The 14472-nt window shown below is 41.4% G+C and carries 12 protein-coding genes; 4 read left to right on the top strand and 8 right to left on the bottom strand.

What is annotated here, in order from left to right:
• Positions 1 to 297: 297 nt before the first annotated feature.
• The gene (locus tag C9414_RS14940) at positions 298 to 1338 is read left to right on the top strand and encodes a DUF4352 domain-containing protein (RefSeq protein ID WP_107163937.1); all 1041 of its coding nucleotides are present in this window, start codon (positions 298 to 300) and stop codon (positions 1336 to 1338) included.
• A 46-nt stretch (positions 1339 to 1384) separates the two neighbouring features.
• Here C9414_RS14940 and C9414_RS14935 read toward each other — a convergent pair whose 3' ends face one another.
• The 3 genes from C9414_RS14935 to C9414_RS14925 form a co-directional block, all read right to left on the bottom strand.
• Positions 1385 to 2470 carry an SEC-C metal-binding domain-containing protein gene (locus C9414_RS14935; RefSeq protein ID WP_039176224.1) on the bottom strand — a complete coding sequence of 362 codons (1086 nt, stop codon included), beginning with the start codon at positions 2468 to 2470 and terminating at the stop codon, positions 1385 to 1387.
• A gap of 191 nt (positions 2471 to 2661) precedes the next feature.
• A complete protein-coding gene (locus C9414_RS14930) occupies positions 2662 to 3600 on the bottom strand; it encodes a response regulator (RefSeq protein ID WP_039176221.1) in 939 nt (312 codons plus the stop codon).
• Positions 3601 to 3604: 4 nt separating this feature from the next.
• Positions 3605 to 4891 (bottom strand): ATP-binding protein, encoded by a 1287-nt coding sequence (locus C9414_RS14925; RefSeq protein WP_107163936.1) that lies wholly within the window; start codon positions 4889 to 4891, stop codon positions 3605 to 3607.
• Between the two features lie 517 nt (positions 4892 to 5408).
• On the opposite strand from C9414_RS14925, the gene C9414_RS14920 reads away from it, so the two are divergent.
• Both C9414_RS14920 and C9414_RS14915 read left to right on the top strand, forming a co-directional pair.
• Complete coding sequence (locus tag C9414_RS14920; protein ID WP_008342152.1) at positions 5409 to 6389, top strand: glutaminase; 981 nt, start codon at positions 5409 to 5411, stop codon at positions 6387 to 6389.
• A gap of 33 nt (positions 6390 to 6422) precedes the next feature.
• On the top strand, positions 6423 to 7850 hold the full coding sequence (locus C9414_RS14915) for an alanine/glycine:cation symporter family protein (protein ID WP_107163935.1): 1428 nt from the start codon (positions 6423 to 6425) through the stop codon (positions 7848 to 7850).
• A 40-nt stretch (positions 7851 to 7890) separates the two neighbouring features.
• Here the strand turns inward: C9414_RS14915 and C9414_RS14910 are convergent, their stop codons facing one another.
• The 4 genes from C9414_RS14910 to C9414_RS14895 all read right to left on the bottom strand — a co-directional run bounded on the left by C9414_RS14910 (position 7891) and on the right by C9414_RS14895 (position 12287).
• Positions 7891 to 8751: an alpha/beta fold hydrolase gene (locus C9414_RS14910; RefSeq protein WP_107163934.1), complete on the bottom strand. Its 861-nt coding sequence runs from the start codon at positions 8749 to 8751 to the stop codon at positions 7891 to 7893.
• A gap of 112 nt (positions 8752 to 8863) precedes the next feature.
• Entirely contained in the window at positions 8864 to 9229 is a 366-nt protein-coding gene (locus C9414_RS14905; RefSeq protein ID WP_039176211.1) for a VOC family protein, read from the bottom strand.
• A 100-nt stretch (positions 9230 to 9329) separates the two neighbouring features.
• Positions 9330 to 10712 carry an amino acid permease gene (locus tag C9414_RS14900; protein WP_107163933.1) on the bottom strand — a complete coding sequence of 461 codons (1383 nt, stop codon included), beginning with the start codon at positions 10710 to 10712 and terminating at the stop codon, positions 9330 to 9332.
• A gap of 66 nt (positions 10713 to 10778) precedes the next feature.
• Positions 10779 to 12287 carry a class I adenylate-forming enzyme family protein gene (locus tag C9414_RS14895; RefSeq protein ID WP_107163932.1) on the bottom strand — a complete coding sequence of 503 codons (1509 nt, stop codon included), beginning with the start codon at positions 12285 to 12287 and terminating at the stop codon, positions 10779 to 10781.
• A 262-nt stretch (positions 12288 to 12549) separates the two neighbouring features.
• On the opposite strand from C9414_RS14895, the gene C9414_RS14890 reads away from it, so the two are divergent.
• Positions 12550 to 12987: a MarR family winged helix-turn-helix transcriptional regulator gene (locus tag C9414_RS14890; protein WP_039176203.1), complete on the top strand. Its 438-nt coding sequence runs from the start codon at positions 12550 to 12552 to the stop codon at positions 12985 to 12987.
• Positions 12988 to 13195: 208 nt separating this feature from the next.
• Here C9414_RS14890 and C9414_RS14885 read toward each other — a convergent pair whose 3' ends face one another.
• On the bottom strand, positions 13196 to 14329 hold the full coding sequence (locus C9414_RS14885) for a zinc-dependent alcohol dehydrogenase (RefSeq protein WP_047203435.1): 1134 nt from the start codon (positions 14327 to 14329) through the stop codon (positions 13196 to 13198).
• Between the last annotated feature and the right edge of the window lie 143 nt (positions 14330 to 14472).

Here is a 14472-nt window from a genome sequence, read left to right as displayed (position 1 = left end):
AAGATTTTTATACAAAAAACATTTAAAACCTAAAATAAATCTATAAATCAATACTTATTAACCAGTATATTATGCTTATTTAATTCCTTATTTTATAGGTAATTGTGTTAAAAATTATTAAAAATAGGGACTAAAACCTATTCCTCATCATGAATGAATTTCGATAGAATGAATAGTGCAAATCGTCATTAGGATATTTTCCCCTTTAACACCCGAATATACCATTCTATCTGTTTCTTTTTTCATAGTCAGATAGCGGGAATGAAATGACGAAAGAAAAGCAAAGGAGCATCAACTGTGAATCTTAAAAAAATAAGTGCCCTCCTCATGATTTCATTCGTGATGATCATCTCTGCAGCCTGCCAGAGCTCAGCCAAATCAACAGACGCTGACCAAAAGTCAACGAAAACAGCAGAGGTAAAAGTCAATAGCTACGAATATACGTTACCAGAAGACTCAACAACTACCCTGAGAGACAATGAATTGGTACTAAAAGTCAACCTGACGATCACAAACAAAGGTGACAAAGCCCTTTCATTATATAACTCTGACTTCTCCCTTTATCAGGACGATGCCAAAGTATCTGATTTAAAATTCTACGGCAGTAAAGACCGCCTTGACCTTGGTTCATTGAACAAAGGCAAGTCACTTTCAGGAGCTCTTTATTTCTTAGTAGACAAAGGGAAAAAATATCAGTTTGTGTATCAGGACAGCATCAAGAAAAACAGTGATTCCATCCAAATCGATCTAGATGGAAACAAAATACTCGATTCAGCAAAAAAGCTGGATAACCCAGCAAAAGCGTTATCCGCTTATACCGATATTATTGTTTTTGACAAAAAAAACGATCAATTCGCAGATTTAACGGGTGACAACCAATCGGATGTCGTCAATAAATACCATGAAATGTTTGTCAAAGACTTCAAAAGAAGTGCAGGAATATACGGAAATGAAGTGAGTGACCGAGATATTTTGTCGATGTACAAGCGCATTCAAAACACCATGAAGGATAAAGCCAAAGTAGAAACAAGTGTGAAAACCATCTCTGATGACGAAGCAAAGGTTGTCGCTCAAGTAACAGGCCTTGATGCTTCCAACTTAAAAGACAAGCTAGACAAGCAAAGAGACGAGTTTTACAACGGGAAAATCCGTTCTAAAGAAGAATTGTATAAAAAAAGCTTAAACATGTACGCATCTGAATTCGAAAAGCTTCCTCCCGTCTCCAGCCCAGCTGAATATGAAGTGAAAATGAAACGTAATGGGGATGGACAATGGAAAATCGACCTCAACGATTATAATACAGAGCAGTACATGAGTGGTTTTATTAAAACGAGATAATCTAAAAAAAGACGCTGGCCTCTGAAGGTGCCGCGTCTTTTTTAGATTATACTGTCGCCTCTTGCTCTTCTTTCACCGCTTTTTCGATATCTTTAAAACGGCTCGATACAGTCGACGCACTAATGCCATACTTCTTCGCTACTTGTGCTTGAGAAAGCGGAGCATCGCTTGCAAGTGAATGAATATAGTATTCGATTCCTGCAGCAAATGACGCTGCTTTACGGATCACAGGTGATTTCTGATCACAGTAGGCTTTCCAAACCGTTAAAGCACCATCTGTCAGGCTTTGGTCACCATGCTCCTTCATTCCGTCTTCAATCAGCTTAGCTGTTTCCAACTGGACGTCACTTGCCCAGTCCATACGATCTGCTGATAGACCTGCATCGCCTTCTGTTTGAGCAGGTGTTTCTGATTCTTCTACTTCTTGCTTCGCAAACATACACTTCAGCACATCAGGGAATGATTCTCTCATAAATGTGCTGCGCGCTCCTCCATTTGCTTCATATGCGTCAACAAGCTGGCGGACCTGAAGAAGAAGAGTATCCGTGAACTCTTTCGCAAACATCGTATACTGAATGAAAAACTCTGCTTTTTCTTCAAATTGAACAGGAAAACCAAGAACGAGACTTCCCTTTTCAGGCAGTACCGTTTGATCCGGTTTTACATCTACTTCAACCTTCTCTGCTGTTACCATATCTTCAAAGTAAAGAGACTCGTCCGTTTTTTCATTTAATAAAAGCAAAGATGGCTCCATGTCTGTCCAAGATTGGACCACTTGTCTTGTTTTCGGACGGGTAATATCTTCTGCTTTCTTTGTCAGGAATTCTTGGAAAATGGTTTCTTTCTGATCAGTTAATGGACGGAAAAAGATGCCCCATACACTCAAATGAAAAACTGAGATTTGTTGCGTTTCTTTATCCATATCTGCAAGGAAAGAAAACTCATTAATGAATTGATTGATCGCTCTTTGATGTTTAGAAAAAGCATAATTCATTAAATCCTTTTGAACTTGTACAGCTTCCTTAAACACAAGCTCAGACGTTTGTTCTCCGCCTGATTTTTGACCACAGCAATGTTTATATTTTTTTCCGCTTCCGCATGGGCAGAGCGCATTTCGTTTAATTTTTCCCAAAATAAAACCTCCGACATTCTAGTCTAACCTCACTATTTTAACAAACGATTGTACAGGAGGGTTTTATTTTCAAGAAAAAAGAAAAATCAGAATGATCAGTTAAATGATAAAGACACCTGAAGATCAAGACAGATCATAGGAAAAGCAGACTTTCTCTGTTTATTTTCTCCAATCATACCAACAGATTTTCCTCAGCTCATTTCTTCGAATAACTGCTTTGCTTCAAAATAAAAGATTTGAACGAATTTTTTTGTATTGACTCTGCCCGTTGATCCTGCGGGAGAAGATGTCTTCTGCATTTCTTTCATTCTTTGGCTGACATCGGTAAAATCGAAAAACTTCGACGCGTAGTGCTCGAACTTAGGATTTGAGAAATCTGTTAATCCTAGTGAGGCAAAATGATTCAAGGAATGATGAATAGCGCGTCTAATCCGCTGCTCCGCCGCTTTCACTTCCCGCATCACCTCTACATCGGTTGCACCATGATCCAGCTTTCTTTCTGCGGTTTTGATAAACAGCTGCTTTAGCGGCGGGAAATTGACCTCATGAGAATTGGCTGACTGAGTTTCATGTAAATAGAGAAGTATCTCCAGTAGATCCTTAGAGCCGTTCTCACCGACAATTCCGAGCTCAGATAAGAGGAATTCCCCTGCCTCTTTCATCGTTCTTCTCTTCGCTCCAGCGCCGGCACCTTGAGAAAACACAGGCTCTAATGGCAGTACGTGGCGAAGGGAGGCTTGTATATCGTAAATCGATTTTTCCAGTTTGATACGCTCCATGACTTTTCGAATCACACTGACGATTTCAATGCGATTGACAGGCTTATGGATATAATATTCAATCCCCAGTTCATAGGCTTCTGCCATCATCTCTTTCGCCTCTACTTGGGAAATCATAATGACCTTGCCTTTGAATTCAGGGTGAATATGGCGGATGGTTTGAATGCCATCTCTAGCAGGCATTAAAAGATCAATCAAAAGGATGTCTACTTTCTTGAGGTTCAGTGAATGTGCCTCTAATCCAACTCCGTCACCCGCTTCATCTACGACCTCTCCCAAATCCTCATCCTCTATGATTTGACCTAAAATCGAGCGTATTGCACGATCATCATCTGCAATGAAGAATCGCATACACTCACCCTCTCTGTATTAAATTTTGTATAGGAAGGACAAGCAGAAAAGCTGTACCTTTTATTTCTTTTGCTTCGATTTGAATATGACCGCCTAGCTCTTGAACCAGCTCTCTCACATAGGATAAGCCTATCCCAGTAGACGGTGTTCCAAATGCATCAAATTTAGAAGTATAGCCTGGATCAAACACAATCTCTCTCATTTTTTTAGGAATCCCCGGTCCATCATCTTCAATCCGAATCTCTATTTTATCATGACTTCCTTTCAATTCGAGTGAGATCATGCCGGTATCCTTTATAGCTTCCACTGCATTGGCCATTAAATTATTAATCAGCGATAAGAAAATAAACACATGATAATCATGCAGATGAATGCCCCTTATATCAGAGGTAAAGGAGATGTTTTTCCCAAGAGATAGAGCATACTTCTCTTGAATACGGATCACAATTTGAACGAGCTCTTCCGCCTTCATGTAATCTTGCATATTTTCCTTCGAAATCAGCTTTGAAAGCCCAGCATAAATGCGCTGATTGTCCTTTTTCACTTCATGAATTTCTCCTGCGAGCTTTAACAGCTCCTGACTCACTTTTTTCCCTGCTTCGTGTTCATGCAGCAGACGATAAAGCCGGTATGATTCCTGCGTAATATGCTCTGTATGTTTTAATGTTTTCTTTAAGTGCACCGTTTCTTCATATAAATTTGAAATGACCATCATCATATGCTCATTTTGTTTCATGATCTGCTTCTCTCTTGATTGTGCCTCATACAGCTTCATCATATTAAAAAAACTGATCACAACAAAGCTGTGAGCAAACGCAATGAGGAACATATCGCTCAGCTTTGATAAAGTCATTGTTGTATCAAACACTAAAAATTGTACAAACAGCTCGACAAAATCAGCAACTAATTCGATCATTAGTCCGATGATTCCAATGAAAATTGAGCGCTGTTTAAAGCGTCCCGTACGGACGGCAAAAAACAAGAAAGCATACGTAAAATAGAAAAAGAAACTTGGGAATTGCTGATACAATGATGAAGCCAGATCAGCATTCTGCTGAATCAAATCTAGGCCTACACGAAAAAGCACAATAGCTGCGCCTGTTAAAAATCCTGGCAATAGCGGTCTAGATGTTCTTAAAAGTAATAAACAAAAGAAAAACGCAGGCGCACCAAAGCTGATGCGAAACGTCTCATTCACAGGATAAAACTTCAGCTCTCCTGCAAGCGGCACAATGACCATCATAAAAATTAAAATGAATGCGTCCTTTTTGACAAGTTGATTTAAACTCAAATGACTGACATCCCTTCCCCTGTTTGCATAGCCACAGTATACAAGGAGACTCTTTTCTCCACAATGTCCAAAAAAATAATTTTCACCGCTCTTTTTATCTCCAAAATCCTTTTTTATGACTATTCTCCGGGGCAGCAAGGTGACCTTTCAGCTATTCAGTGTTTTGATCATTGACGACAATAATAGGAATTGTTTAGACAATAGTCGACAGACAGATTTTTATTTGTAAGTTTTTTTGTAGATTTACGTCAGATTGTGTAGTTTCCAAGATAAATTGAATGAACAATTTTAGTGAAACTAGATGTAAGCGTTTTCTGAATTTTCGCTAAAAACCCTTTTTGTTTTTCCGCCGACAATGCCTTCATTTGTACATATATTTAGGTGTAAAGGAGTGGTGCAAGCAGCGCATGACAAGTTCTTTGAAGATGTGTAACATGTTTTCGTGCCTATTTGATCGCATTTTTTGTCATCCGCCAATTCAATAGGGTACTTTTTGATTTTTGATTGGAGGAATCGTATGAAAACAGCAATTTCTAATAATACACAACACGCATGCCAGTCTTCTGTTGATCAATGGGCAGAAGAAATACGTCCGTATTACAAGAACGGGCAGAATGCTGGCTACATTCCAGCACTCGGAAAAGTGAATTCCTCTCAACTTGGTATCAGCGTGATAGGCCCAGATGGATCATCTGTACGATATGGTGATTGGGACGTTCCCTTTACCCTGCAAAGTATCTCAAAAGTCATCAGCTTTATAGCTGCCTGTTTAGGAAGAGGCGTACCTTACGTCTTGGATCGGGTAGATGTAGAGCCAACTGGTGATGCATTTAATTCCATCTACCGTCTTGAGATGCATAAACCAGGGAAGCCCTTTAATCCAATGATTAATGCTGGAGCTATTACCGTATCCTCCATCCTTCCCGGAAAGACTTCTACAGAAAAGCTAGCATATATTTTCGATTTAATCGAAAACTTAATAGGTAAGCGTCCTTCTGTTAATGAAGAAGTTTATCAATCAGAATGGGCAACTGCACATCGAAATCGGGCACTTGCTTATTATTTAAAAGAAACCAATTATTTAGAATCGGATGTCGAGGACACGTTAGAAGTGTATTTAAAGCAATGTTCCATCGAGGTCACAACAGAGGACATCGCCTTGATTGGACTGATTATATCAAGTGATGGTTACCATCCCTTTAAACAAGTCCAAGTCATCCCAAAAGATATCGCCAGACTAACAAAGGCATTGATGCTGACATGCGGCATGTATAATGCGTCTGGGAATTTTGCAGCTTTCGTAGGCGTTCCAGCCAAAAGTGGTGTGTCTGGAGGAATTATGGCTTGCGTTCCGCCAAGCGCAAGAAGAGAGTTCCCGTTTCAGACAGGCTGTGGCATTGGCATTTACGGTCCTGCCATTGACGATTGTGGAAATAGTATTACCGGTGTCATGATGCTGAAAAAGCTCGCTAAAGAGTGGGATCTCAGTATTTTTTAAAAAGAACAGTGATGAATTCGAAGAGGTGATGTTATGAACGAAAAAGCTTTGCTATCTTATTTAACACATACAAATGATTTTATTTGGACTTATATTGTGATTGCTCTGTTACTTGGTGTTGGGGTGTACTTCACATATAGAACACGCTTCCTGCAAGTGAGAATGATTAAAGAAATGCTGCGTGTCCTGAAAGAAGGAAGAAAAGAAAAAGAGGGAATATCACCGTTCCAAGCATTCGCCATCAGTATGGCAGCACGCGTAGGGACAGGGAATATCACAGGGATTGCTATCGCTATTGCCATTGGTGGCCCTGGTGCCATCTTTTGGATGTGGATCGTAGCCATTATCGGATCCGCTTCAAGTTTCGTTGAAAGTACACTAGCTCAAGTATATAAAGTAAAAGACAAAACAGGCTTCCGCGGTGGACCCGCTTATTACATGGAAAAAGGGTTAAACAAGCGCTGGATGGGGATTTTATTTGCGATCCTGATTACGATTTCTTTTGGAATCGTCTTTAACGCGGTTCAATCCAATACGATCACTGTCGCTTTTAAAAATTCCTTTGGTTTAGACCGTTTAACAGTCGGTATTGTGATGGCAGTCATTTTTGCAGCGATCATTTTCAAAGGCATCCAGGCGATTGCAAAAGCTTCTGAATACATTGTGGTTGTGCTTGCAGTTGCCTACATCGGTATTGCGTTCTTTGTCATTGTCACAAATATCACGGAACTTCCTGGTGTCATCAGCACGATTGTGAAACACGCCTTCGGGTTTGAACAGTTCGCTGGCGGTACGCTGGGCGGTGCTTTATTACAAGGGATTAAACGCGGTCTCTTCTCAAATGAAGCTGGTATGGGTAGTGCACCTAACGCAGCAGCAACGGCTGTAACGAGCCACCCTGTTAAACAAGGATTAATCCAAGCATTCGGCGTGTTAACAGATACGTTAATTATTTGTACAAGCACAGCCTTCCTTGTCCTGTTTTCTGATGCGTATAAAACAACAAATCTGCAAGGAATTGAATTAACACAGGCTTCTCTCAGTCAGCACATTGGACCATGGGCCTCTGGATTCCTTGCCATCATGATTTTCCTATTCGCGTTTAGTACATTGATTGGTAACTATTACTATGGGGAAACGAACATTGAATTCCTGGGAGCCAACAAAATTTGGCTAAACATATACCGCGTTGCTGTTATAGGAATGGTTTTGTTTGGCTCAATTGCTAAAGTTGATCTTGTTTGGGGGCTAGCTGACATATTCATGGGACTCATGGTCATCGTCAACCTCATCGCCATTACCATGCTGTCTAAGGTCGCCTTCGCAGCACTGAAGGATTACACGAGACAGAAAAAAGAAGGCAAAGATCCTGTTTTCTATAAAAATGCCGTTCCAAACAATGAGAAAATTGAATGCTGGGACGACGAACCTGCTGCATTGAAAAAGAATCAAATTGGATAAATCAAAAAAAGCTCTGGTCCTCTGATCAGAGCTTTATTCTTTATGTCAAGAATTCAAGTATGAGTTTGTTGACGACGTCTGGTTTTTCATGATTGATCCAATGAGAGGCATCATCGACAAAGATCAGCTGGCCATTTGGACAGATCTTAATCGTTTCCTTCGCCAGCTTTCTGCTTAAAAATTTGTCCTCCATCCCCCAGATCATGCGAACAGGAACGAGAATTCGTTTGGAAATTGGCTTTTCAAAGCCGCCTTTTTTAATGGCTCGGTACCAATTCAGCATTGAGGTCAAGGCGCCTGGCTGTGTCCAAGCGAGCTTGTAGCTTGAGACATCTTCCTTAGTAAACAAATGTGGTCTTGCCGTTAGCCCAATGGCTTCATCCAGCTTTTGAAAGTGATTTTCTTGAAGTGCTGCCTCTGGAACATTTGGGAGCTGAAAAAAAGCGATATAAGAGCTTTTCTTCCACTGCGGCGGATAAAAAGGAAGAACCCTCATCATCACCCGCGGATGCGGCATATTCACAATGATTAATTTCTCGACATATTGAGAACGGGTCGAAGCCAAATGCCAAGCAACAGCGCCGCCCCAGTCATGTCCGCCAACAATCGCCTTTTGGTTCGGGCTCAGCGTCTTGATCAAACCCACAATATCATCTCTCAATTGATCTAATACGTAGGATTCGACTCCTTCTGGCTTGTCACTTAGATGGTAGCCTCTTTGATCAGGAACGACAACACGATAGCCTGCCTCAGCCAAGGGGATGATTTGATTTTTCCAGCCGTACCAAAACTCAGGAAACCCGTGGAGCAGTACAAGCAGCGGGCCATTTTCCGGTCCAGCCATTGCTGTATGAAGTGTTATACCATTTGTTTGGATTGATTGAAACTCAATTTGTTCCATTCCTTTGCCACCCTTCTCCTTGTCCTTTTATTCTTCCAACATAGCATATTTTCCATTTTTCAGAAAATAAAAACACTCACAAAAAAACCTTCACACTCGTGAAGGTCTTAGTCTATTTCATATAATTCAGAACCCAGATTAACCCGTTTTTCCGGTCCTGTACTTGTCCGTGAAGTGCGCCAAAGAAGGTATCCTGTAATTCAACCAGTACATCTCCATCAGCTTCCAGTGCTTCATAGACAGCCTTTAGTTCTTCTTCATTGTCAAACTGCATGATCAATCTGAGATTCTCTGGCTTTGGCGTGCGTCCAAACGTATCTGAAAAATGAAGCAGCGATTCCCCAAGATGCAATTCAGCATGCAGGACACGGTCTTGATGTTCATTTAATATCTGAATATCCCCACCAAAAATCCCTTGATAATATTGAAGAGATTCTTTCACATCATCTACAACAATATAAGGACTAACACTAATCATATCCCTCATCCTCCTCTTGTTCCGTCCATTATCTCTTTTATAGCTTATCCCAAATCGTATGAAAAAAGGCACAAATCGTCAACGGATTTGCACCTTTTTCTCATGAAGATTTCGCTAATTCACTGTGTTTGTTTGAATACGCTGCGTACATGACGACACCGATTAACAGCCAAATCCCAAAGTAAAGCCATGTCCGGCCTGGTAAGTTGAGCATAAGGAACAAGCAGCAGCCCATTGATATAATCGGCAAAACCGGCACAAAAGGAACCCTGAAACCCCTCTCAAGCTGCTGATGTGTCTTTCTCAAAATAAGCACAGATAAACTGACCATGGCAAACGTTAATAACGCACCGATATTCGCTAAGTTGGACAGATCCTTCAAATCAATAAAGCCTGAAATAACAGCTGTCATTCCGCCAATCATCCATATGCTAGCAACAGGCGTATCGCTTTTGTTTGTTTTTGAAAACACTTTAGGCAAAAGTCCGTCTCGGCCCATCGCATAGGCAATTCGAGTTGCCGCATAATTATTGGCGAAAATCACAGCCATCAATCCAATGACCGCACCAACAGAAATAATACCAGCCACGCTATTTTGATGTACACTTTGCAGGACATAGGACATAGCTTCTGTAACATTCAGCTTTGTATAATGCACCATACCTGTCATGACCAAACAAACGACAATGTAAATGACCGTACAAATTAGTAATGAACCTATGATCCCAATTGGCAGGTTCCGCTGCGGATTTTTCACCTCTTCTGCTGAAGCAGAAATCGCATCAAATCCTAAAAAGGCAAAAAATACAGCAGCAGCACCAGCAATGACACCTTCTGCGCCAAACGGCATAAATGGCTGCCAATTGGCTGGCTGTACATAAAAGCCGCCTACTACAATGAAAAGAACAATAATACCGAGTTTCACAAACACCATGATATTATTAAATTTTTTACTTTCCTTCGTTCCCCTAGATAAGATCCACGCAATCAGTAAAGCAATGATTATCGCCGGCAGATTCATATATCCGCCTTGCTCTGGTCCCGCTAAGAATTGATGCGGAATCGAAATTCCAAATCCCTCAAGCAGGCTGTTGAAATAACTCGACCAGCCGCTGGCGACAGCTGAAGCAGTCAGCATATAAACAGATAATAAGGTCCAGCCCATCAAATGGCCTACAAGCTCGCCCATAGTTGTATATGAATAAATGTATGCACTGCCGAATACAGGAAGCGCTGACGCCATTTCTGCATAGCAAAGTGCTGCCAAACTGCACACAATGGCTGCAATCGCAAAGGAGAAAATGACAGCCGGCCCTGCATCCTTAGCTGCTGTAATTCCAGTTAATACCATAACTCCTGTGCCAATCACTGCCCCTATACCAAGAAGCGTGAGATCAAGCCCGCCCAGCGTTTTCTTTACCTTTTGCTGTCTGCTCTGTTCCAACAAATCGTGAATGTGTTTCTTACGAAGAATATGTCGCAAACCCTTTCCCTCCAAAACGTTAGAAAAACAAAAAATCATCCAAATTTCATTATAGCAGAATAGGTACTAAGCATTCACAACCAATTCACGTAAATCTTTCTTCATGATTTTACCAAGCTTGTTTTTTGGCAGTTCACTGATGAAATGAATGGATGGCACTTTGTAATCTGCCAAACGTTCCTGACAATAGTTCACCACATCTTCTTCGCAGAAATCGGCGAATTCGTCTTTTACGATATATGCACTTGGCACTTCACCATATAATTCGTCCGGCACCCCGATGACAGCTGATTCAATCACACCCGGAATTTTTTCAATGACTTCTTCTACTTGATCAGGGTAGATATTATCTCCGCCGTATAAAATCACATCTTTGTATCTGCCTGTGATAAATAGAAAACCGTCTTCGTCTAGATAGCCTGCATCTCCCATATGGAACCAGCCATCTTTGAGTACCTTCGCAGTAGCGTCAGGCTGATGATAATAGCCTAAGAAATAAAATGGGCTTCTCATGACGACTTCGCCAATTTCTCCAGCTGGCAGTGTTTCCTCTGTCTCAGGATGAACGATTTTCACTTCTACATCTGGATCCACTTTACCAGCAGAGCCCATTTTATCCTCGCCCATCGCAGGATGCCACGCACTGACAACCCATGCTTCCGTGCTTCCGTAGCCATGCATCATCTGAATGCCTGCTTCTTTGTAGTCCTTAATCAAACGGACCGGCACCTTCGTACCGCCAGAAATCGCAATTTCAAAGGATGAAAGATCATACGAACCACGCTTCATTTCTTCCAGCATGTACGTATAAGCTGATGGGAAAGCCATCATGAACGTAATTCTTTCTTTTTCAATTGTTTCTAAAATGCGCTTCGGTGTTGCATCATGTAAGAAAACAAGCGTATACCCTTCAATCGCAGCGGCGATCAGGTGATTAATTGAACTCATATGATACAGAGGGTGACTCGCTAAGTACCGCTTTCCTTTCAAGTCAAATCCTCGATTCCCACGTCTTGTTAAAAATTGATAGATTCGTCCATGTCCGACCATACAGCCTTTTGGATTACCCGTTGTCCCAGAGGTAAATAAGATCATCGCTAGATCCTCTTCTGATACCTCTTCTGCATGATCACTGCCATCATTTGAAGCCAATATGTCTTCAAACAGCTGCGTTGTTTTCGCATTTACACCAGATTCTACCATGAGACAGTTGTCTAAAGACACATCCACCGCAGCAATAATGTCACGGAATTCCCGGTCAAAGAATAAAGCCTTTGGCTCTGCTTTTTTCAAAATCCCTTCCAGCTCAAAAGAAGTAAGTTGCCAGCTAAGCGGAACTGCGACTGCACCTGCTTTAATGGCTGCAAGCATAATCGTTGAAAAGTGATGATGGTTTTGACAAATAAAGCAAACGCGATCACCTTTTCGAATTCCTTTTTGATGTAAGTAATGAGCGAGCTGGTCGATGCGTTTTGCATATTCTTCAAATGTATAAGACACACCTCCGCCAGTTACCGCCTCAATTTGTGAAGAGCGTTCCATTCTGTCGTTTAGTAATGCCTGTAAAGTATTCAATATCTTCATCTCCAAACGTTTGATTTCCAATAGCCAATTTCCAGTGAATTGGGTTGGCAGATTTTATCTCATTCACATTCTAAAATAAAAACAGCTGAAAGTAAAATCATTTCATTTTGGAATTGTTCTTTTTATTAATTGATAATATAGGTAATTTTATAGCCGTCTTCCATTTTGGTTTAAATCATGATGATTATTATGATAAGATAGACCTAGTAATTGATCGGAAAATGCGAATGCAATAGGAAAAGAGGTATGGAGAATGCAACATTTCGAGCTAGAGGCAAGTTTGTTAGACCATGCACTGACAAAGTATTTAAAGGCGACGAAACAATTAGATGAAGAAAATATTCCGAAAAACGTCACGAATGTTAAAGGATTTATTTTACGTATCATCTACCGCCATCAATCATGTACTGTGAAAAATATTCTTCAGGAAGTTTCATTATCTCCCTCTGCAACAACAACCGCTCTCAATCACTTAGAAGACGAAGGGCTGATTATCCGCTCTCGAAATAATAATGACCGCCGGACTGTGTGGATTGAACTCTCTGAATTGGGTGAACAAATTGCTAAACAAATGATCGACAATCGCCAGCTGCTTGTGAATCAATTGTTCAACCACCTTTCAGAGGAAGATAAAAAAACATTTTTTGAATTAATCGAAAAAATGATGGACGAGCACACATTAAAGGCTTAGGAATACTCCTAAGCCTTTAGATTTTTGACAAAGGGCTAAAAGCCCTTTGTCTTCTTTTCAGCGTCATAGAAAACCTTTGCAGCCCTAGGAAGGACGAGTACTGGAGCGGAGCGAATTAAACATTCGTGAGCACCGGCACGCAGACCTGACACCGAATGCGAGGGTTTGTCTACACGCTGAGGCTTAGGAATACTCCTAAGCCTTCTTTTTATGGCTTTAAGACGACCTTTATACAATCATCCTGTTTATCATTGAAGATGTGGTACGCATGAGCAGCTTCATCTAATGGCAATTTGTGCGTGATAATGGCTCTAGGATCGATTTCACCGCTTGTCACTTTTTGATAGAGCTTTGACATGTATCCTCGAGCAGGGGCTTGGCCCATTTTCAAGGTGACGTTTCTTGCGAAAAAAGCACCTAATGGGAACATATTGTACAGGCCGCCGTACACGCCCGTCATCTGCACTGTTCCGCATTTGCGAACGGCTTTTGTGGCAATTTGAATGGGTCCGATCGTTCCGCCTTGCAGCTTGAGCTTTTGCTCAATTTTTTCAAGCGGCGACTTCTTCCCGTCCATTCCCACACAATCAATCACAACATCGGCCCCGCCCTTGGTGAGCTCCTTTAGCGTTTCTCCCATGTCGGGATCTTCTGTAAAGTCAAAAACCTCCACGCCGCTCATCCGTTTTGCATGCCGCAGGCGGTAATCGATGTAATCGACGGCTATCACACGTTCTGCTCCTTTTTGCCAAGCAAATTGCTGTGCCATTAACCCAACAGGTCCGCAGCCTAGCACGATGACCGTATCGCCTTTTTTCACACCTGCGTGCTCTACGCTCCAATAGGCGGTTGGTAGGACGTCTGATAAGAACAGCAATTGTTCATCCTCCAGCTCACAATCCTCTGGAATCTTAAACGGGGTGTAATTTCCAAAAGGTACGCGTAAATACTCTGCCTGTCCTCCGGGATAATTCCCATATTTCTCACTATAGCCAAAAAGCCCACCCGAGTCGTAGTGCGGGTTTGAGTTGTCGCATTGGCTTTCTAAGTGATGATCGCAATATTGGCATTTACCACATGCAACTGTAAATGGAATGACGACACGGTCTCCCTTTTTTACGGCTGTGACATCCGGGCCAACTTCCTCCACTATCCCCATTGGTTCATGCCCAATCACATAGCCGATTGGAAGCGGGAAATTCCCCTGATACAAATGTAAATCTGATCCACAAATTGATGTCGATGTAATCCGTATAATCACATCTTCTCGATCTTGAATCGACGGTGCATCTACTTTTTTCACTGCAATGCTATTTTTCCCTTGATAAGTAACAGCTCTCACATGCATTTCCTCCTTTAGCTCAAGTCATCTTTACATAGCTTCACCTTGAATGAATGGTTCATTCATCATATGAGAAATTTATGTGGAAGCAAAAAACAAAAAAGCCTGTCGATTGTTTCGACAGACTCATGATGTTGTGTAAC

Origin of the sequence: Bacillus sp. Nf3, assembly GCF_003028545.1 — a bacterium.
Lineage (GTDB): Bacteria > Bacillota > Bacilli > Bacillales > Bacillaceae > Bacillus > Bacillus safensis.
Note: the sequence above shows the minus strand (reverse complement) of the source record. Positions and strands in the feature narration are given on the sequence as shown.